General features: G+C 60.5%; 22 protein-coding genes and 1 pseudogene. 15 read left to right on the top strand and 8 right to left on the bottom strand.

Going from position 1 to position 19,536, the window contains the following annotated elements; translation table 11 throughout:
- Positions 1-9 precede the first annotated feature (9 nt).
- A complete protein-coding gene (locus LIY36_RS20580) occupies positions 10-573 on the bottom strand; it encodes a GNAT family N-acetyltransferase (RefSeq protein ID WP_226456892.1) in 564 nt (187 codons plus the stop codon).
- Between the two features lie 242 nt (positions 574-815).
- On the opposite strand from LIY36_RS20580, the gene LIY36_RS20575 reads away from it, so the two are divergent.
- The gene (locus LIY36_RS20575; protein ID WP_226456891.1) at positions 816-1,250 is read left to right on the top strand and encodes a hypothetical protein; all 435 of its coding nucleotides are present in this window, start codon (positions 816-818) and stop codon (positions 1,248-1,250) included.
- 35 nt (positions 1,251-1,285) lie between these two features.
- Here the strand turns inward: LIY36_RS20575 and LIY36_RS20570 are convergent, their stop codons facing one another.
- Together LIY36_RS20570 and LIY36_RS20565 are read right to left on the bottom strand one after the other, a co-directional pair.
- The gene (locus tag LIY36_RS20570; protein WP_226456890.1) at positions 1,286-1,501 is read right to left on the bottom strand and encodes a hypothetical protein; all 216 of its coding nucleotides are present in this window, start codon (positions 1,499-1,501) and stop codon (positions 1,286-1,288) included.
- Between the two features lie 172 nt (positions 1,502-1,673).
- Positions 1,674-2,516, bottom strand: coding sequence for an AraC family transcriptional regulator (locus tag LIY36_RS20565; RefSeq protein ID WP_192299974.1), 843 nt, complete (start codon positions 2,514-2,516; stop codon positions 1,674-1,676).
- A 143-nt stretch (positions 2,517-2,659) separates the two neighbouring features.
- Between LIY36_RS20565 and LIY36_RS20560 the strand changes: the two genes are divergently transcribed.
- From LIY36_RS20560 to LIY36_RS20535, 6 genes are all read left to right on the top strand, one after another.
- Complete coding sequence (locus tag LIY36_RS20560) at positions 2,660-2,848, top strand: DUF1656 domain-containing protein (protein ID WP_192299975.1); 189 nt, start codon at positions 2,660-2,662, stop codon at positions 2,846-2,848.
- Positions 2,849-2,860: 12 nt separating this feature from the next.
- The gene (locus LIY36_RS20555; RefSeq protein ID WP_226456889.1) at positions 2,861-3,769 is read left to right on the top strand and encodes an efflux RND transporter periplasmic adaptor subunit; all 909 of its coding nucleotides are present in this window, start codon (positions 2,861-2,863) and stop codon (positions 3,767-3,769) included.
- The gene (locus LIY36_RS20550; protein ID WP_226456887.1) at positions 3,769-5,733 is read left to right on the top strand and encodes an FUSC family protein; all 1,965 of its coding nucleotides are present in this window, start codon (positions 3,769-3,771) and stop codon (positions 5,731-5,733) included. Before LIY36_RS20555 ends, LIY36_RS20550 begins: the two co-directional genes overlap by 1 nt.
- A gap of 426 nt (positions 5,734-6,159) precedes the next feature.
- A complete protein-coding gene (gcvA, locus tag LIY36_RS20545) occupies positions 6,160-7,065 on the top strand; it encodes a transcriptional regulator GcvA (protein WP_226456885.1) in 906 nt (301 codons plus the stop codon).
- A gap of 74 nt (positions 7,066-7,139) precedes the next feature.
- Positions 7,140-7,967 (top strand): DMT family transporter, encoded by an 828-nt coding sequence (locus LIY36_RS20540; protein ID WP_226456884.1) that lies wholly within the window; start codon positions 7,140-7,142, stop codon positions 7,965-7,967.
- A gap of 29 nt (positions 7,968-7,996) precedes the next feature.
- Positions 7,997-8,758 carry an SDR family oxidoreductase gene (locus LIY36_RS20535; protein WP_226456883.1) on the top strand — a complete coding sequence of 254 codons (762 nt, stop codon included), beginning with the start codon at positions 7,997-7,999 and terminating at the stop codon, positions 8,756-8,758.
- A 52-nt stretch (positions 8,759-8,810) separates the two neighbouring features.
- On the opposite strand, the gene LIY36_RS20530 is transcribed toward LIY36_RS20535, so the two are convergent.
- Positions 8,811-9,764, bottom strand: coding sequence for an AraC family transcriptional regulator (locus tag LIY36_RS20530; protein ID WP_226456882.1), 954 nt, complete (start codon positions 9,762-9,764; stop codon positions 8,811-8,813).
- Between the two features lie 102 nt (positions 9,765-9,866).
- Here LIY36_RS20530 and LIY36_RS20525 point away from each other — a divergent pair, with 102 nt between their 5' ends.
- Genes LIY36_RS20525 through LIY36_RS20515 form a run of 3 tightly spaced genes read left to right on the top strand, consistent with a single transcriptional unit; the run spans position 9,867 to position 14,174 of the window.
- Entirely contained in the window at positions 9,867-11,117 is a 1,251-nt protein-coding gene (locus LIY36_RS20525; RefSeq protein WP_226456881.1) for an MFS transporter, read from the top strand.
- 46 nt (positions 11,118-11,163) lie between these two features.
- On the top strand, positions 11,164-12,513 hold the full coding sequence (locus tag LIY36_RS20520; RefSeq protein WP_226456880.1) for an MFS transporter: 1,350 nt from the start codon (positions 11,164-11,166) through the stop codon (positions 12,511-12,513).
- Complete coding sequence (locus LIY36_RS20515) at positions 12,510-14,174, top strand: N,N-dimethylformamidase beta subunit family domain-containing protein (RefSeq protein ID WP_226456879.1); 1,665 nt, start codon at positions 12,510-12,512, stop codon at positions 14,172-14,174. The genes LIY36_RS20520 and LIY36_RS20515 overlap by 4 nt, the downstream gene beginning before the upstream one ends.
- A 23-nt stretch (positions 14,175-14,197) precedes the next feature.
- On the opposite strand, the gene LIY36_RS20510 is transcribed toward LIY36_RS20515, so the two are convergent.
- On the bottom strand, positions 14,198-15,145 hold the full coding sequence (locus tag LIY36_RS20510; protein ID WP_226456878.1) for an aromatic alcohol reductase: 948 nt from the start codon (positions 15,143-15,145) through the stop codon (positions 14,198-14,200).
- 96 nt (positions 15,146-15,241) lie between these two features.
- Between LIY36_RS20510 and LIY36_RS20505 the strand changes: the two genes are divergently transcribed.
- Positions 15,242-15,700 carry a winged helix-turn-helix transcriptional regulator gene (locus tag LIY36_RS20505; protein WP_226456877.1) on the top strand — a complete coding sequence of 153 codons (459 nt, stop codon included), beginning with the start codon at positions 15,242-15,244 and terminating at the stop codon, positions 15,698-15,700.
- Between the two features lie 75 nt (positions 15,701-15,775).
- On the opposite strand, the gene LIY36_RS20500 is transcribed toward LIY36_RS20505, so the two are convergent.
- The 3 genes and pseudogenes from LIY36_RS20500 to LIY36_RS20490 all read right to left on the bottom strand — a co-directional run.
- Positions 15,776-16,663 carry a hypothetical protein gene (locus LIY36_RS20500; RefSeq protein WP_226456876.1) on the bottom strand — a complete coding sequence of 296 codons (888 nt, stop codon included), beginning with the start codon at positions 16,661-16,663 and terminating at the stop codon, positions 15,776-15,778.
- A 34-nt stretch (positions 16,664-16,697) separates the two neighbouring features.
- Positions 16,698-16,952, bottom strand: a complete 255-nt coding sequence (locus tag LIY36_RS20495) for a helix-hairpin-helix domain-containing protein (RefSeq protein ID WP_226456875.1) — start codon at positions 16,950-16,952, stop codon at positions 16,698-16,700.
- A gap of 449 nt (positions 16,953-17,401) precedes the next feature.
- Positions 17,402-17,983: pseudogene (locus tag LIY36_RS20490) on the bottom strand (tyrosine-type recombinase/integrase); the annotation flags it as partial.
- Between LIY36_RS20490 and LIY36_RS20485 the strand changes: the two are divergent.
- From LIY36_RS20485 to LIY36_RS20470, 4 genes are read left to right on the top strand one after another with little or no spacing between them, the layout of a single operon-like run.
- Positions 17,959-18,405: a glycoside hydrolase family 19 protein gene (locus LIY36_RS20485; RefSeq protein ID WP_226456873.1), complete on the top strand. Its 447-nt coding sequence runs from the start codon at positions 17,959-17,961 to the stop codon at positions 18,403-18,405. The pseudogene LIY36_RS20490 and the gene LIY36_RS20485 sit on opposite strands and share 25 nt — an antisense overlap.
- Positions 18,402-18,809, top strand: coding sequence for a DUF6527 family protein (locus LIY36_RS20480; RefSeq protein WP_226456872.1), 408 nt, complete (start codon positions 18,402-18,404; stop codon positions 18,807-18,809). The genes LIY36_RS20485 and LIY36_RS20480 overlap by 4 nt, the downstream gene beginning before the upstream one ends.
- The gene (locus LIY36_RS20475; protein WP_329959616.1) at positions 18,806-19,180 is read left to right on the top strand and encodes a hypothetical protein; all 375 of its coding nucleotides are present in this window, start codon (positions 18,806-18,808) and stop codon (positions 19,178-19,180) included. The genes LIY36_RS20480 and LIY36_RS20475 overlap by 4 nt, the downstream gene beginning before the upstream one ends.
- Entirely contained in the window at positions 19,177-19,434 is a 258-nt protein-coding gene (locus tag LIY36_RS20470; protein WP_226456871.1) for a hypothetical protein, read from the top strand. The genes LIY36_RS20475 and LIY36_RS20470 overlap by 4 nt, the downstream gene beginning before the upstream one ends.
- The last annotated feature ends 102 nt before the right edge of the window (positions 19,435-19,536 follow it).

Here is a 19,536-nt window from a genome sequence, read left to right as displayed (position 1 = left end):
GGCCAGACGTTACAAGCGTAGGCTGTGAATCACCTGGTGGGGGTCTGCAGGATCAGCGTGCCGCGCAAAGCCCAGCGCCTGGGCCAGGTCGCGCATGGGCGCATTGCTGGCGGCATCGACTGAATACATCCGGCGCATACCATTGTTGTGCGCCGCCTTGATCAGGTGCTTCATCAGCAACGTCCCCAACCCCAGATGCGTCCATTCATCCGCGACGGTCACGGCACACTCACATTCATGCTCGCCGGTGGCGGCATAGCGGCTTACACCGATCTCGATCAGTTGACCATTGTCATGCACCAACGCCACGTAGGCCATGCGCAGCCGGTTATCGGTGTCCATCAATTGATTAAGCAAGGTCCCGGACGGCTCGCTGATCTGCCCCAGAAAACGCATGTGCCGCGATTCGGGTGACAAGTGTTTGATGAAAGCGTATTCACGCTCCCGATCCTTTTCGCTCAAGGGCCTGATCAGCACGTGGCGGCCGTCCGTGAGCGCTTCAATCCAGTGTTGGCCGGTGCTCGTGGCATAGATCGTGGCGGCCCGTTCGTTGTGCTCTTTGACGCTAAGCATGAGTAAACCCTCTGTTCGGTTAAAACACGGGCGCGCACAGCACACCCTGCAGACGCTTCTTTTGTACGCCACCGGCGGGGCAAGAATCTGATCTGAATCAGAGATACGGCCTTCTTACGCCAAGTTCAGCCCAACAGGGCTGGCGTGATGATGGCAGTGCGGCGTATAAAGTTGCCCTGCAGGGCCCAGAAACAAATTGAAATATCCGCAGCAGCTCTTCCAGTCGCAACCGAGTACTCAACATGATCGTCAATGTCGCCACTGTTCCAAGCGCAGTCCCTACCACGCCAGCGGCCACCAGTCCCGCGAGCGCAGACACGACTGCCGAGTCGTCGAGCAGCACCACCGCGACTACCGCCACCAGTGCCAGCAAACGCGCAACTGCTGCAGGTGGCGGGGCTTCCGGCAGTTCATCGACGCAAACGTCCGACACCGTCAAACAACTGAAAAAACAGATTGAACAGTTGCAAAAGCAACTTCAGGCCCAGCAGCAGGCGCTGCAAAAAGCCCAGTCCGCCAAGCTAAGTGAAGAGGCCAAGGCAGCTGCGGTTGCCGCGGCCCAGGTGCAGATTGCTGCGACGACGGCGGCATTGCAGACCGCTACCGCAGCGTTGTTGCAGGCAGTGACCGCTGAGGGTAGCGACACGTCGGGTACGTTGGTCAGTACCACCGCCTGAGGCTGGATTTCATCAGAGTGCTCGGCCCAGCGGTTTTAACGCACGCCGTAAAAGTGGTTCAGCACTAACAACTCAACCACCGCCACCATCGTGCAGACCACCAGGAAGCCCGGGGTGAACACCCGCTTGCGATTGGACGTGTAGCCGTCCGGCCAGATCGCCCCCGTGAAGCAGGTAAACAGGAGCACGCAGGCCAGGAGTGCATAGGTCCACGCCTTGCTCGATGTGCCTTGTTTTCGCCATTGTGTCATCCGGGGGCTCCGTCGCTCGGGGGGCGTAGCTTAACGCTTTCGGGGTAACAACAGCGGGTTATCGTCACCGGCTGCCTCGCAACCTAGACTTCGTGCACGTTCTCCACTCCTCAAATGAGCGCGCGTGCGTATGCGGGTCTGGAGCAAGGTCAAAAGTGGGACGTAAGGTTGATCACCTGGGAACCGACGCAACGGCAGAAGCGCGATGACCGGAGTTCTTGGCGGGAAGAGCAGTGTTGCGCAGGTAGCGTGCTGGAGAGGTGCCCAGGGTTTTACGAAACATGGAGATAAACGAGCTGACTGACTCGTAGCCGAGGGCTTCGGCCGTCCTCTGTACCGACAACCCCTCGGCCAGGCTTTGCAGCGCGACAATGATCTGCCACTGCTTGCGCCACTGGCCGAAGGTCAGGCCCGTTTCACCTTTTACCAGGCGCGACAGCGAGCGTTCACTCATGGCCACATGGTGCGCCCAGCTCGCCATGGTGGCGCGGTTGGCTGGATCTTGCGCCAGCGCCCTAGCGATTGTGCGAAGCGCGGTTGATGCCGGCAACGGCAGGTACAGCTGTTCGGTGGGGGCCAGCTCAAGCTCTTCCAGCAACACGTTGGCCAGCCGCGCAGTGCGCGAGTGTGGAGGGTAATTCTGGGCCTGGTCGCTGAGGTGGAGGATCAGCTCGAGGATCAGGGGCGACAGCGCCAGCGTACAGCAGTGGTCTGGCAGTAACGCAACGCCGGGCTCTACGAACAGAAAGCACACCTGCCCGTTGGCCGTCACACGGTTGCTGTGGGCCACGCCCCCTGGTATCCACACGCCAAAACCCGACGGGACCATCCACACGCCGTCCTCGCCCGTACACACAATGCCACCGCCATACGCCACGACCAGTTGCCCCTTGCGGTGCTTGTGTACCGCGGACTCACTGTCGTTGCGTTGTGTTTCCAGCCTCAGTGCGACGGCAGGTTGAACAAGCGTGTCGTACTCGAACTGATCGACGTGTAAAGGTTGGATTTCGGCCATGGCATGCAATCGTGAGGTTGTCTGGATTTGATTATATTCTGGCAGTCTACTCAATATCGGCAGTGGTGGTAATTGCTTAGCATCATCAACAAGCCCCCTGTAGGAAGGGGAGATGCTACAGCCCCTTGAACCCGGTATTTGCCATGTTTAGCGAAGTCTCCATCGCCAACCTGTATTTCCCACCTTTGTTGATCTACCTGGGCGTGTCGGTCCTGGCCTACACGCTTATCGAGAACCTGACCCGCCGCTGGCTGGATTGGGCCTGGCACCCGGCACTGGCGCGTTTTTTTGTCTCGCTCATCGTCCTGTCGACGATGGTCGTCAATTGTTGAGTGGGGCAGGTCATGTCTATCGTCAAAATCCTCAAACCGGCGCTTACCCTGTTGCTTGGTTTGCTGGCCCTGGTGTTCTGCCTGCAACTATGGCGGGCGTACGTCCTGGCCCCGTGGACGCGTGACGGGAGGGTCAGTGCGCAGGTTATCCGTATCGCTCCCGAGGTGTCCGGCCAAGTCGATCGGTTGCCAGCCAGGGACAATCAATGGGTGGCAAAGGGCGATTTGCTCTATTGCATCGATGCGCGCGCTTATCAATTGGCCCTACAGCAGCGCACGGCGCAGTTTGCCGAGGCGCGCAGCGTGTTCGAGCAACGCAGCGCCCAACTCAAGCGGCGAGCCCAGTTGGCCGGGGCCATCGCCCAGGAAGAGATTGATAACGCCGCCCGCGACCTGGCCGTTGCCCGAGCGCGCCTGGACGCAGCTGCCCACCAGGTCGCCCAAGCGCAGCTCGACGTGGAGCGCACGACCATTCGTTCGCCGGTAGACGGCTACGTCACTCAACTGCGCCTGCAACCCGGTGACTACGCACAGGCTGGCATTACCAACCTGTTCGTCGTCGATGGCCATAGTTTCTGGGTCACGGCCTATTTTGAGGAGACCAAGCTGCCGGCCGTGCGGGTCGGCTCCCCGGTCTCCATCAAGCTGATGGGGTTTGCCCCACTATTGGAAGGGCACGTGGCAAGCATGGGCAGGGGGATCGCCGATGTTAATGAAGTGCGTAATGCCAACGGCTTGCCCGAGGTGAGCCCGACCTTCAGCTGGATTCGGTTGGCCCAGCGCGTACCCGTGCGCATTGAGTTGGATCAGGTGCCGGAGGGCGTGGAATTGGTGGCGGGCATGACCGCCAGTGTCGAAGTCAAGGAGTCGAACGCTGCGCCACGCTGGCGGCTCACCCAATGGCTGCAGGCGTTCCTGTGATGACGAACCGGCTGACACACCTTTTCGCGAGCATTGCGCGGCCCTGGACGTCCGTCACGTTCTTCTACGTGTTGCGCAGTATCTTGGCTGCAGGTCTGGCGCTGTGGCTTGGCTTTGAACTGCATCTGGACGCCCCGTTCGCGGGCGCATCCACCGTGTTGTTGTTGCTACAGCCCATCCAGGGGGCGGTTCGTGGCAAGGGTGTCTACCGGATGCTGGGTACCCTGGTCGGCCTGGTCGCGGCGGTAGTGCTGACAGGCCTGTTCGCACAACAGATGCTGTTGTTCCTGCTCGGTATCGCTCTGTGGCTGGGCCTGTGCGTCAGTGCAATGACCGTTTTGCGCCATTATCAGGCCACGGCGGCGGTGGTGGCGGGCTATACCGTCTGCCTGGCGCTGGGCCCTGCAATCGTTGCGCCGCAACTGGGGTTTGAGCACATCATCACCCGTGGTACGGCGGTCGCATTGGGGGTGCTGAGCTTGAGCCTGGTGGTCACGCTGTTCAGTGCCAAGACCATGGAGGACAAGGTGCGCAGCGCGCTGGTCGGCATCTGTGCCCGCAGTGCCCGACTGCTCGCCGCGCGACTCACCGGCGAGCCTATCGCGGCGTTGACGGCACAACGTCACCAGCTCGCGATGGACATCGGCAAGGTGGACGATCAACTGGGACTCGCCCGTGGGGAGTCCCAGTTGATTCGCTCCCGGCAACTGGCGATTCAAGCAGGCCTGGCGCATTTGCAATCGGCGGTGCTGGACGTGCACCTGGACGATGCCGCCCGTGGCGCCGATCCCGTGCTGCTGGCGGACAATGCCAGCGCGCTACTGCAACTGAGTGAGCGCCTGGCGGGCAGCCGCTGCACCTTCCAGGTGGCGGCCGATACGGTAGGGCAACTGCGTCGCTTGGCGGATGAGCATGCAGACTCAACTCAAGGCTCGCGGTTGTTCAGCGAACGCTTGCACGAGCAATTGACAGATTTGACTGAGGCCTTGCTGAACTTCTCCAGCCTCGATCAGCGACGCCCGGCGCAGGTCCGCGCCGTGGGCTACCACCGCCATTACGCGGACGCGGCACGAAACGGCATCCGGGCCGTGCTCGCAACCCTGGCCACGGGGGCGGTCTGGTACTTCAGCGGCTGGAATCAAGGGCCGACGCTGCTGGCAGTCTTGGGCCCAGGTTGCACGCTGCTGGCCACGGCCGCGGCGCCGGCGCAGGGTATGGCCAGTTTTATACGTGGCACGCTCTACGCCATTGTGGCTGCCGCGCTGTGCAAGTTCCTGTTGATGCCACAGATCAACGGTTTCCCGCTGTTATTTATGCTGCTGGCGGCGTTCTGGTCGTTCGGGATCCATGCGACGAGCCAACCGCGTCACGCTTTGCAAGGCATCGCCTACCTGATCGGGTTCAACACCCTGGTGAGCACGGGTGCCATCGCCTCCTATGATTTCGCCGACTTTGCGAACCAGGCGCTGGCGTGGATTGTTGCAATGCTGATCTGCTTATTGGCGTTCCAGATCTTGCCCAGAGATCCGGTCAAACATATTCGGGCGTTGAAACGTTCACTGCATAAGCACACACGCCAGCTACTTCGTCTTGCAAGCACGATCGACCACGCTAAATGGCAGGCCAGGCAGCAATCTCGAATCGTCGCGTTGATCAATTTGCTCGGCGCCGATAACAGGCACGATTACCGGGCGGGCTACTTGTCCCTGCAATTGAGTAAGCAATTGCGCCGGTTACAGGCTAAGGCGAAGCGTGTTGAGCCGGGCTCGCCCGTCGCCCATTGCGCACAAAGCGGCGCCCGGCGGATAGCTCGCTGGGCGGGTGACCCGGCGATCTGCGCGGCGCAGGCTCGCCGCACATCAAGGTCGATGAGAAGGCTTGGCGCGCACGCTTTAGCGACCTGTTACCACGACTTGGCCTGGCTGCTGGAGCAATACGCGCAGCTCGCGCGTTCCACGCCCTGAGTCATACACCCAGGCATGACCGCATGGCACCACACGGGCGCCGTAGGCTTCTGCGCGCCGACTATTTGGATTTCAACCAACCCAGGTGATACGTAATGAAAAAACTGACACTCGTAATGGCAACCGCGTGGATAGCCTGCGCGCCACTCTCGGCCTTGGCTTCTGACGGCGCGGAAGCACTGATGCGGTGGCATGAGGCATTCCATAAAGAACAACACCGGCAACAGACAGCTCCCCGGCAAGACGCTGCTTCCAAGCGCAACGACTCACCCACCCAGCCCATCGAGAAGCCTGGGCGTCGTTGAGCTGCCAGTTTCCGGTGCACCCCTGTCACGGCAGGGCGGCGACGGTTAGAGTGAATTCAGCGCCCTTATGAGCTAGCGTTCATGCAAGCGTCTTTCTGATACTTCGCCGGATACCGCCCCTATGAGAGATTTGCCGCCCACCGCGACATTGCGTGCGTTCGAAGTTGCCACGCGCCACCCGACATTCACCGCAGCCGCGCAGGAACTGCATGTGACCCAGAGCGCCGTCAGCCACCAGCTCAAGCATCTTGAGGCGCTTTGGGGGCTGCAGTTGTTCGAACGTAGCAAGGCGTTACGCCTGACGGCCGCGGGGGCAACGCTGGCGCCCATCGTGCGCGAATTCTTCATCAGCCTGGAGGCGACTTTGGGCCACCTGCGCGAGCAAAAAGGCCGGGTTCGACTGCGCGTCAGTACCACCTATTCCTTCGCGCTCAAATGGCTGCTGCCACGCTTGCCGCTGCTCTCTCGCCAGCACCCCGAGCTGTTGGTCTCGCTGGATACCACGGACAAAATCATCCATTTCTCTCACGGCCAGGCGGATGTTGCGATCAGGCTCGGCAAGGGTGCTTACCCAGGTCTGTATTCGGAGTTTTTGTTTGGAGAGCAGGTATTTCCTGTGGCCAGCCCTGAACTGCTGCGACGCGTCGGGACACCGCAGAGCCCTGCACAGTTGCTGGATTTTCCACTGCTGACGCGTGATGGTGCCGAGCTGGTACCTAAATGGGAGGCGTGGTTTCAAGCCGTCGGGCTGGCCTATTTGCCGCTCAAGGAAAGCGTCAGATTTGGCGACACCAACATGACGGTCGAGGCGGCCTTGCTCGGCCAAGGCGTGGCGTTGGTGCGCAGCGGGCATGTCGAGAACGAAATCGCCGATGGCCGTTTGGTTCGGCTGTTCGACGTGCCGCTTCCATCGCCGCTTGCGTACTACTTCGTCTGCCCCAAGGGCATCGAATCGCAACCGCATGTCGCCAGCTTTCGCCAATGGCTAGTCAGCGAAGCGCTGAAAGTACAACGAGTGCAAGCGTAATGCATGAGTATCCGTTCATGCTGCAATGAGGATACTTCGCTTTTGTCTCGAAAACGGATTGCCTAGAGTGGCGCATGCCTATTCATATCGTCTTGCTGGTTCTTTTCGCCGCGCTCCTGCATGCAAGCTGGAATGCGCTGCTGCGCAGTGGTAACGATCGCCTGTGGTCCATGACGGTGATGTGCATTGCCATTGCAATAGTCTGTGCCGTCGCCGCCGCCTTCATGGTCCCACCGGCCATGGAAAGCTGGAGCTACGCGCTGCTTTCGGGGTTACTGCATGTGGGATACAACTTGTTCCTCGTGCGCAGTTACCGAGTTGGCGACCTGGGGCAGATCTATCCGATTTCACGCGGATCGTCGCCGGTGCTGATTACCTTGGGGGCCGCGGTTTTTGCCGGAGAAAGCATCAGCCCTGGCGAGTTGCTCGGTGTGGCGCTGGTGTCAGGCGGGATTGTTTCGCTGGCCTTCAAAGGGCGCAGTCTGTCGGTTCCCAGCTTGCCCTATGCGCTGGGAACAGGCTGCTTCATTGCGGCCTACAGCGTTGTCGACGGCATAGGCGCCAGGCTATCCGGTGCACCGTTGTCCTACGCCGTGTGGATGTGCGCCCTGTGGGGCGTGCTGATGCCGGTGGTTTACATCGGTCTGCGTGGTCCGCGCAGCTTGTTCTCGGTTCGGCCAGGAATGGTTACCGCCATGGGCGGCGGACTGGTCTCTTTGCTTGCGTATGCAATGGTCATCTACGCCATGAACGAAGCGCCCCTGGGCGCGGTCTCCGCGTTGCGCGAAACCAGCGTGTTGTTTGCGTTGTTGATCGGTTATGTGTTCCTCGGCGAGACGCTTACAGCGCGCCGGATACTGGCGTGCGTCGTGATCGCCAGCGGTACCCTCATTATCGGCTGATACGGCCGACTGGCCAGGAGGTAGGTTCAATGATCAACGTCTCAAAGGCACCGCTGATTCTGATCACCGGAGGAAGTCGTGGCGTGGGGGCGGCCACCGCCCGGTTGGCTGCCGCACGCGGTTATGACGTCGCCATCAGCTACGTCGCCCACGAGGCCGCCGCGCTGGCAGTGGTTGCGGATGTCGAAGCACTGGGGCGCAGGGCGTTGGCGGTGCGCGCCGACAGTGCGGACCCGCAACAGGTGGCCGATTTGTTCGCAGCCATCGACCGCTCGTTCGGACGTATTGACGTACTGGTCAACAACGCCGGGATGCTGGCGCCTCAGTCACGCCTGGAAGGCCTTGGCTTCGAGCGGATGCAGCGCATTTTTGCGGTCAATTCCATTGGGCCGATACTCTGTGCCCAGCAGGCGGTGAAGCGCATGTCTTACCGTCACAACGGCCCGGGCGGCGTGGTGATCAATGTCTCTTCGGCCTCGGCGCGTCTCGGCAGCCCTAATGAATACATCGACTATGCGGCCTCAAAGGGCGCCCTGGAGACGTTTACCATTGGGTTTGAAAAGGAAGTGGCCCGGGAAGGCATACGCGTCAACGGTATTCGCCCCGGGCATATTTACACCGACATGCATGCCAGTGGTGGCGAGCCGGGCCGGGTCGATCGGGTCAAGGACTCGATCCCCATGGGGCGGGGTGGCCAGCCGGAGGAAGTGGCACAGGCGATTCTATGGCTTGCCAGCGAGCAGGCATCATTCGTCACCGGCACATTTCTCGACGTGACGGGTGGTAAATAAGCCAGCGCCACGGATCAGCGACTGCGTGCGCTCGGCTTCAACGGGCAGTCGCCTACCTGACCTTGCGACTCAAGCCAGGTGTGTTGCCCGTAATGCGTTTGAAGGCGCGACTGAACGCGGCCTGGGAGGTGTAGCCCAAACGCTGCGCTACCTCTTCAATCGGCAGCCGTTCGAGGGTCAGCCACTGGCTTGCAAGGCGCATTCGCAGTTCGGTGACATAGCGCAGCGGGCTCATGCCGATCGTTACCTGGAAGCGGTCCGCGAAGACCGAGCGTGAGGTATTGCATTGTTCTGCCAACTGCGCAACGGTCCAGTCACGGCCCGGTTGTTGGTGCAGTGCAAGCAGGGCGCCGGCCAAGCGTGGATCGCGCAAGGCGGCGACCAAGCCAGAGGCATTCCCGCAGGCGCACTCCACCCAGCCGCGCACGACCATGGCCGCCACCACGTCGGCCAAGCGCGCGAGGATACCGGCGAAGCCGATACGTGCAGCGCTGACCTCGCGTTCCATGGTGGCCAGGATAGGTACCAGTCCGGGGTAACGCTGGCCGCCGGCGTCGATCAACATCAGGCCCGGCATCAGCCGGCCAAGGCCGTGGAGACTGCCCAGTTCAAACTCCATGCAGCCACTGAACACAATAGTGCTCGGCGTGGGGCTGCCACCGGTTCCGGTATCCACCGCGCTGACGGCTTCGCCGAGGGGGGCGCCGTCTAGAAGGTCGATGTCTTGAACAGGCACGTGAGGATCGGAAAACAGTTGATGGGCCGCGCCATGGGAAATGAACACGGCGTTGCCCGCACCCAGCGCGTAGGTGGTTCCGTCCTCCATCCGCAGCACCGCATTGCCGACGGCCATGAAGTGGAACCAGGCATGCCCAGGTTTTTCAGCAAAGCCCAACCCGAAGGTGGGTCCCGCTTGAATACGCCGGTATTCGACGCCGCGCAGGCGCATGCCGCGTAACAGTTCGGTGATGAGGTCCGAGGAGAGCGCAAACTGATCTGTAGGCATTGTTCAGGTGTTTTGGTCAAAAAGTAGAGACTTTAGATCATAGATCATCCGGATTCCCGCGCCTAGACTGCGGATCGCCATGAAGATTGGGAGATCCGTGCAATGACTGACTGTGTGTGTAATTCCGTATCCGACCGCCATCCCGGCGTCGTCCCGGACGTGGAGCCTGCCACCCCCGCGTGGATGGCCGTGTTTTCGCTGGCAATGGGCGTGTTCGGATTACTGACCGCCGAGTACCTTCCGGCGAGCTTGTTGACGCTGATGGCGAACGACCTGGGAGTGTCCGAAGCGCTGGCGGGCCAAGCGGTCACAGTGACTGCGGTAGTGGCGCTGTTCGCGGGCTTATTGGTCCCGGGCCTGACCCGCAGCATCGACCGCCGTTGGGTGTTGCTGGGGTTTTCCACCTTGATGGTCGCCTCCAATCTGTTGGTCGCCGTTTCCTCCAGCTTCGCGGTGCTGTTGTTGATGCGTATCTTGCTGGGCATTGCCCTTGGCGGGTTCTGGAGCATGGCGGCGGCGGTCGCGATGCGCTTGGTACCGAGTGCGTTGTTGCCACGGGCGCTTTCGATCATTTTCAGCGGCATTGCCATCGGCACCGTCGTAGCAGTGCCGCTGGGCAGCTACCTGGGCGGGCTGTATGGCTGGCGCAGTGCATTCTTTGCGGCGGCAGCGGTCGGCATGGCCACTCTGGCGTTCCAGTCGTTCACTCTGCCGCGCCTGGCGCCGCGCCGGCCGGCACGTCTGCGCACCATCCTCGACGTGCTGCAGCGCCCGGGCATCGCCATGGGGATGTTCGGGTGTGTGCTGGTGCACAGCGGGCACTTCGCGATGTTCACCTATGTTCGGCCATTTCTTGAGGGGACGACCGGCATCGGTACGCAGGGGCTGTCGCTGATGCTGTTGGGGTTCGGTGTGGCGAACTTCGTTGGCACGCTGTTGGCCGGAAAGCTGCTGGAGCGCTACCCGCTGGCCACTCTGGTGTTGATGCCCGCGCTGGTCGGCGTTGCAGCACTGGCGTTGGTGCTGTTGCCGGCCTCGATTGCGGGGCAGGCAGTACTGCTGAGCATCTGGGGCTTGGCCTTTGGTGGTGTGCCGGTGGCGTGGTCGAACTGGGTTGCCAGCGCAGTCCCTGATCAGGCCGAAAGCGCCGGGGGCATGGTGGTGGCATCTGTGCAGTCGGCTATCGCAACCGGCGCCGCCGCTGGCGGTGCCGTGTTCAACCTCGGTGGCAGCGCAGGCGTATTCATCGCGGCGGCCGTGCTCATGCTGCTGGCCGCGTTGCTGATTGCGCTGCGTGTCCGCGTCCCGGTTGCCCAGGGTTTAGGCCAGCCCAAGCCCGCGTTGCACCTTTGATCCGGTTTGCCAAACCGCGATCCCTTCCGTAACCAGGAGATACTCCATGAACAATACGACGTCTCACCAAGGACGCCTCAAATCGTTGCGCGCGGCAAGTATCGGCAATGCGCTGGAATGGTTTGACTGGACCCTGTACGCAACCTTTTCGGTGTACCTGGCAAGCAATCTGTTCGACAAGACCGATGCGCGCTCGGCGATGCTCGCGACCCTTGCTGTGTTTGCGGTCGGCTTTGTTGCACGCCCGGTCGGCGGCTGGTTGTTTGGCCGGCTGAGCGACCGACTGGGGCGTCGGACCATCATGGTGATCACCATGCTGCTGCTTGCGATCAGCAGCCTGGGCATCGCGCTGATTCCCAGCTACCAGAGCATTGGCCTGTACGCCTCGGTCGCGCTGCTGTTTTTCCGCCTGATGCAGGGGCTCGCCCATGGTGGCGAGACCGGGGTGTCCTACACCTATGTCGCCGAAATCGCCCCGAGCAAACACCGTGGCTTGTGGTCGAGTTCTGTCTATGTGGGCGTGACGCTAGGGGTCATGGCTGCGACGGCGGTGGCGGCGGCGCTGACCTGGCTGCTGGGCGCGCAGGCCATGGGTGACTATGGCTGGCGGATCGGTTTTGCCATGGGGGGAGTGCTTGGTTTTTACGCACTGTTCTTGCGCCGCGGTGCGCAGGAATCTCATGTATTTGTAGCGCAGCAGGGGCAGGCGCGGCCGCCGCGCAAGCTGTCCACGGCGGAGATGCTGCGCGTTGCGCGTAACATCGTCATGCTGGCCGCGGCCGCCAATGTCACTTACTACGCCTGGGTCACGTTCGGCGCTTCGACCGCGATCGCCCAGGGTATGGACGCCACGGGTGCCTACATGGCCAGTCTTCTCGCGCAGGTCCTCTGTGTGTGCTGGTTGCCGGTCTGCGGAATGTTGTCTGATCGGGTAGGGCGCCGGCCCATGGTCATTGCCTGGGGCCTGGGTGTGATCCTGCTGACCTATCCCATCTCGATAATGGTGACCACTGAGCCCTACACGCTGTTTTTGGCCCAGGTTCTGGGGCTTGGCGCCTGGTCGCTGATCGCGGCGATTTTCCCTGCGGTGCTGTCCGAACAAGTGCCGACCCAGGCACGGGCGCAGGGCGTCGGCCTGGTGTCTTCGATCTCGGTGGCGATCTTTGGCGGCACCGCCCCCTATCTACATAACTATCTCAGCGGCGCCGACCTTGGCTACCTGTATGTCAGCTATGTCATTGGCTTGGGCGTTGTCACCGTCCTGGCTGGGTTTCTTATCGAAGAAACGGCGGGCATTGACCTTGCGCATATCGGGGCGCCTGGCGCGCGAGTCCGCGTAAATGCATTGGCTGCCCGATCCGCAGCATCCGCCGAACCAAGGAGTATGACTCAATGAATTCAGCCGCCCCGCAAAACGCCGCTGCCCGAGGTGAACGCCCGGGCGCCAATGTGACCGTCAGCCAGGCTTCGGGCCCACGTCAGGCCGCACGCGAGACCTGGGTGGAAGTTCCTTGCGAGTCGGGCCCGGCTGCCGCTTGGTGCTACTCGGACCGCCGTGCCTATAGCCCGGGTGATACGGTTTGCCTGTATCTGTCGTCGAACTGCGCGCAAGTAAGACTGCGGATTTATCGTGATGGAGCCAACACCTGTACGGTGCATACCACCGACAGCCTGGATGCTTGCTTCCACCCCATACCCGAACGTGCCTATGAGCATGGCTGCCAGTGGCCAGTCTTCATGCGATGGACAATCCCGGTGGAGGCCGAGCCGGGTGGCTATATGGTCGAAGTACGGGATGGCGCTGACAGCGTGCTGGGGCATCATCTGTTCATCGTCAAGGCGCTGCTCAAGCGCGCCGATGCCTTGGTGCTCGTTGCAGCCACATCGACCTGGGCCGCCTATAACGACTGGGGCGGTGCCAATCATTACTTTGGCCTTCACCCCGGCACGCCGCGTGGCCGCTCACCGTTACTCTCGGCACAACGGCCCTGGGCGCGTGGGCAGGTCTGGCTGCCGGAAGGTGCACCCCGTTGCGTCAACACGACCCGGCCCCGCAAGCCAGGCCCGGCGCGTTATGAGTTCATCGAATGGGCCGCTCTTAACGGCTATGCCAAGTACTACGCCTTGGCGGGTTGGGCTTCGTTCGAGAGGCCTTTTGTGGTCTGGGCCGAACAGCAGGGGTATAGGGTCCATATCCTGACCCAGGACGATTTGCATCACGACCCGCACGCGCTGGAGGGCTACGCCTGCGCCGTCTTTGCCGGGCACGACGAGTATTGGACGCGAGAAATGCGCGACCACGTCGACGCCTTTGTCGAGGAGGGCGGCAAGGTCGCGCGCTTCGCCGGCAATTTCATGTGGCAGATTCGCCTGGAGGAGGAGGGCCGGCGGCAGGTGGCCTACAAGTACGATGCCGGTGCACTCGATCCTGTGGCGGCTACCGAGCCTCATCGGCTAACGGGGGCCTGGGAAGATCCGAGGGTCAATCACCCCGGAGCATCGACGTTCGGGGTGAATGCTCTGCGTGGGATATACGCTAGCTTTGGCGCAATGGCACCGCGCAACCCGCGCGGATACACGGTCTTCAGGCCTCAGCACTGGGCGTTTATGGGAACAGGCCTCGGCTACGCGGACATGTTCGGAGACGAAGCCAACATCTTTGGCTATGAAGTCGATGGCCTCGAGTACACGTTCGTCGATGGCCTCCCAGAACCGCTCGGCACAGACGGTGCGCCTTGCCGATTGCAAATCCTCGCAATGGGCTGGGCGACCAATGCCGAGCATGGCCGCAGCGAAGATGCCTATTCATTCATGCTCGGCGATGGCGATGCCCGGTTTCGGGCTTCCATCCTGGCGCCTGACCTTAGTGACGCCAGCATCGCTTTACACAGCCGTGGGGCCGGTATGGTGGTGCACTTCCACAAGGGCCGAGGTGAGGTCTTTACCGCCGCCACGTGCGAATGGGTACATGGGCTCATACAAGCTGACACTTACACCGTGATGATCACTAAAAATGTGCTCGATCGTTTCTTGCTCACTCATCAGGAGGTGCGCTGAACGGGCCGGTGAATAACCGGTTGTTATTCATCAGAGGTGGTCAGATTGGCCCGGGCCCATTGCTCAGCGGTCGTGACCTGAATCGACTGCTGCGCGTTGAAGGTATCTGCTTTAGGCCAGGCCACACCTCTGCCCTGAGCGAACACAGCGCGGTACTTCTTGATGTGATGGGTGGGGTCTTTGTGCAATTCTTCGAGCAAGTACGGCACCGTCCAGACATTCCGTTTGAATGGGCGGCCCAGTACACGTTCGAGGAGACTCGCAACCTCCTCGTACGTCACAGTGTCTCCCGAGAGGTACACAATCTGATTGCGCAAGCGAGGCTCGAAGAAAACGATTTGTGCTGTCAACGTGCCAATGTCGTCTGGAGTCGTCAGCGTCACGCTGGTCTCAAGACTGCCTAGCGCGTTCACGGTATCGTTTTCGAAGTCCACCACCTCGAATACAGGCTCGAAAAGGAAGCTGGTGAACATACCCGTCGAGATGATGACCCATTCAGTTTTATCCTGGGCCCGAAGCAATTCGCGCACATCAAGCTGGGCATCGAACAGATCCTGAGGACTGCCCCGGCCGATGACTTCGAAGTCGACGCCAAACTGCCACGGGAAGTAGCGCTTCACCCCGGACTTCAGTGCAGCGGTAGCCAGCTTCATCGGGGTTTCCCGACCTGCCACCATACCTGCACAGCCGATTACGGTATCAAAACGTGCGAATACTGCAGCCAACTGATCGATTGAGTCATTCACAAGGTCTGCGGCCACCATCTGGATGCCGAGGCCCCGAAGCTCATCGATTTCGCGCTTTTTCTCGGGCACCTGAGTATTGATGGTCGAATCCCTGAGCAGCACGCTGATGGTGGAACCGGGAGCGCGCTTTGCCACTCGCGCAAGATTGCGCAAAACCGGCAGCCCAAGCTCCCCGGCGCCTAGAACGAGAATGGATTGGGGGGCGGACTGGGTCACTTCGGTCATGATTTCTCCTGAGATCTGTTGCCTGTAAGATGACCAAATGCTTGCACGATTCAGCACCGCTCGTAAGAAGGCACACCTGTGATACCAGAGATAGAAATGACCGCTCAGGAGGCTCTCCGCCAGGCAGAGACAATCTGCCGAACGCTTAGGGAAGACGATGATGGCGTCAGGCGGGAAGTGCTTGCTCACGCAGGCAGCCGCTGGTCGTTGGGTATCCTGCATGCCCTGGGGGTGTACGGCACCATGCGTCATGCCGAAATAAAAAGGCAGATGACCGGGGTGACTCAACGGATGTTGACCAAGACCTTACGCTCCATGGAGCGCGATGGCCTCGTGGTTCGGCGCGAGTTCGGGGAAGTTCCACCACGGGTCGAGTATGAGCTGACGCCACTGGGGATGGGCCTGTTGACCCGCACGTCGCCTATCTGGACTTGGGTTGTCGAGAACGTTGAGGATTTTCGTGAAGCGCGGCGTATTTTCGACAGTCAGGATCACACAAAGCCCGCATGGCAAATACCTACACCGATACCCTTGGATTCAGAGGCGTCTGACTAGGAGTCGCTGCCGGCCGCTACGTTTATCAGCGCCACGTTTTCTAATGTGCCAAATCGTGTTGAAAGAGGGCTAACGTCAGTGGTTTTTCCCCTCTCTATTTTTGAACAGTGCCTTGAGATTGGAAGGGTCTAGGCAGTCAGGTGCTATCGTCTGCGACTGCTTGAAATAGGCCTGAACTTTCGGGTTCGCGAAATCGCCCTTGAGCGCTAACAGGTAATACCCGTCGGCGCGAAACTGTTCCAGGCTCAGAGAAACCGGCTTGAGGAATTCCCTCATAGTGGTCAACGGTAGTTCGCGGTTGGCTTCGGCTTTCAGTGAATCTTTGAAGCAGTACGAGCGTACTGCCGGCAGTGGATAATGCTCAGCGTACAGATCCGGCTGCTCTAGAGCACTGGCTAGCTGGCTATACTTGCGAAGAGACTCGGGGTCATCGAGCTTGAATCGCAGGAATGCCTCGTCACAGTCGCGCAACACCATTATCGCTCCGGCAACCAAGCCTTGATCCGCGGCGTTCTGGTAAAGCGCGCAAGCCTCTACATGCATAGCCTTATAGCCACTTAAAAAGGTTGCCGCTTTAACCTCTTGCATATTCGCCAACATGAAAGTCGCTACACCGTGCCCTCCGGCGCTAGCTTTACGCAGCTCGTCCTCATAAGTCTCAAGCCCTTTGGTTGCCTCCTGTATTGACTGGCTCAGTGTGCCCTTGTCAATTTTTCCCTGCTGTTCTCTTTCAACCAGCTGATCGGCTCGTTGTTGTATGGCATCACCTAACAGCATTGCGTGTTCAAAGACAGCTTCGGTTTCGGGGCTTGGCACAGCCTGCACCTCAGCACACAGAGCGATGCTGAAAAGGAGGACTGAAAGACGAAGTTTCAAAGGCGGTTCTTCCGTGATTGCAGTTGTCTGAGTTTCCATTGCTGTAATGGATTCAATCAGAGTGGGGGAGTTCACGTGCTCGACCATTCAAGCAACCCGACTGGGAGACAATCGAACGAACCTACCTGGCCGGGATTTGCTCTGCAGAGCGCCTCGCGAGCGCCACTGCAGCGGTGATGGCCGCTCTGGCTTGAGGGCTGTTCTTCCAGCAGGTCGAGCCTAATGCCGATGATGCTTGAGCCAGGATGTCACCAACATCTGATTTTCGGAGTTCTGCGAGCGATTCGATACCCATTTGCTCAAGCCGTGTAATGACGGTTGGTCCTACGCCTTTGAGCGCGAGCAAAGCGGTCCTTTCATCTGATGAAAACGGCATCGTAAATTCCTTTTTTGGCGATGAGTCCACGCAAGTGTGCCCGACGCTAGACGGTGCCTCAATAGCCCGGCGTGCGCGTTTTGAGAATCTTCAAGGAGGGCGTGTGAACAGACCAGTGCCGCCAGCATCCAGCCGATCAGGCAGCGATTCGCGCCGGCGGTTGGCAGAAAGCTCGGGACGCCGGGGAAGGGGAATTGCGGAGCAGCTTAAGAAATTGCGCAACAGAAACACTAAGGGCCTGCATGAAGTATCTCATGCAAGCCCTTGATATATATGGTGCCGAACCCGGAATCGAACCGGGACGCCCTTACGAGCGGGGGATTTTAAGTCCGGCCATAAAGTGCTTTAAATCAATAGCTTATGGCTATTTCCGGTCCGCAATAGTTCTGCAATGGCTCGCTTGTAGCCCTTTGTTTTCAAGGGGTCCATTTTTATTGCGGAACGGATTTTCACTTGGTTGGGAGCACTTTCAGGCCCTTGCGACGCCGAATGTACTGCTCTGTCATCCCGACGGTCGTGTGGCCCAATTGGTCCCGAGCGTCACGAATGCTACCTGTCGATTCCTCTTTGTCCGTGGCAGCTTTAGCGCGAAGGTCGCGCATCTGAAACGCAGACTTTTCAATCCCGGCCTTCATCCTGGCCGCGTCAAATCTCCCCCTCAGCATGCTTGCTGTCATCGGCTGGCCGTTGTCCATTACAACGAGCCTGGTTGATCGAATCTTGTGCCCCTTCTTCCTTTCCAGTATGCGGTCGATCACGACCTTCAGCTCCCCAACAACCTCGATTCGTCGTTTCATGCTGGTCTTCCCCTGCGTGATCAGCAGTTGATCATCCAGCAAGTGGCGCTCATCCATCTTCAGGGTGTCGCCAATGCGTTGGGCGGTGAGGTAGAACAGATCCAATGCGTCTTTGAGCGGTTGATCGGCGTGCAGGTATACAGCCGCTAGCATTTCGTCCTCGACGTAGGTGTCCCGGCCGGTCTCCTTGTTCCCCTTGATGCCCGCGCATGGGTTGGCGAGCGACGTGTAACCGTCTGCGTATCGCTGCGTTCATCGCCCAAATCGGCCACGAGTCTGGCCAGTTGCGTTATGTGCGTGAAATCTGGGGCCCCACCGCCGCGCAGGCCGGGTATGAGGGGCGTGCCGATCTTGGCAACACCGAGAAGGGGGATGGATTCAAGTACCGTGGCCGTGGCCTGGTCCAGATCACCGGGCGGGCGAACTATGCGACGTGTGGGGAGGCGCTGGGCCTGGACCTGATCAGTCAGCCTGAACTGCTGGAACTGCCACAGCACGCCACGATGTCGGCGGCCTGGTTCTGGTCCACTCGCGGGTTGAACACGTTGGCGGACCAGGGCGATTTCGTGAAGATCACCCGGCGCATCAATGGTGGACTCACCGGCCAGGACGACCGCCAAGCGCTGTACGACAAGGCGCTGAAGGTGCTGGCATGAGCGGCACAGGATTCACCAAGCTGTCGCGGGTGCTGGCCCAGGCCAAGGAGGGCGATCTCTTCTTCAAGTGCCCAGGCTGCGACATGGTGCATGGTATTTCCACTGGAAATGGGCCTGGCCCACGCTGGGGCTACAACGGCAATGCCGAGGCACCTACATTCACGCCGTCGGTGCTGGCTCGAACCACGGGCGCCCCTGACGGACGCAGTGTAATGACGCCTGAGGATGAGGCTGAATACGACGCCATATATGCCAAGGGTGGAAGAGAGGCGGTTTTTTCCAGTCGCTTCGGCAAGGTCTGCCACTCATTCGTAACCAACGGTCGAATCCAGTACCTGGACGACTGCACGCATAGGCTGGCAGGTCAGACCGTTGACCTACCTGATTGGGAGGACGAGGAATGATGACTCCGCTGGGGAAGTTGATCGGGCTGAGCCTGGCCGTGGCGCTGCTGCTGGTCCTGGGCGCTGGCATCGGGGTCTGGCGTACCGCTGCTCACTATAGGCCGCTGCTCGACACGGCCAACGGCGAGCTGGTCAGCACCAAGGCAGCGCGCGACAACCTGGAAGCGCTGGCAGGTGAGCAGGGCAGGAAGCTCGGCGAACTGGCGCGGGCTGGCGACTTGCGGGAGCGGAATGCCGCTTTGGCTCAGGAGAAAGCGAGCCAGGAGGCCCAGCCAGACTATGCCGCAGCCAATCAATTGCTGCGGGAGCGGACAGGGGGCGACCCTGCCCAGGCGGCCGGGGACATCATCGACAAGGAGTTGGGCTTATGAGGTATCTGCTGATGATGCTGGCCCTGATGCTGGCCGGGTGCGCGACCAGGGAGCCCGAGGTGCGGACTGTGCGGGTTGATGTGCCGGTGCTGGTTCCGTGCAAGACGAAGACGGTGGCGGTGCCGCCGTGGGCGGCGCAGGGCCTGAGGAAGTCCGACAGCCTGGAAGTGAAGGTGCGCGCACTACTGGCGGAGCGCCGGCAGCGGATGGGCTATGAGCGCCAGTTAGTGGCAGCCGTAGTCACGTGTCAGTAGGGGCAGCGCCAAGGGCGCATACAGAGTTGCATCTGAGGATACTGCAAACGGGTGGAGTTTGATTTGAGCAGAGCCGAAAGCTCTAACGAAAAAAGCCCGGCT

The sequence above is a fragment of the Pseudomonas sp. AF03-9 genome, from assembly GCF_020515815.1.
GTDB lineage: Bacteria > Pseudomonadota > Gammaproteobacteria > Pseudomonadales > Pseudomonadaceae > Aquipseudomonas.
The sequence above is the reverse complement of the archived record's forward strand: the minus strand, read 5'-3'. Positions and strand labels throughout refer to the sequence as shown.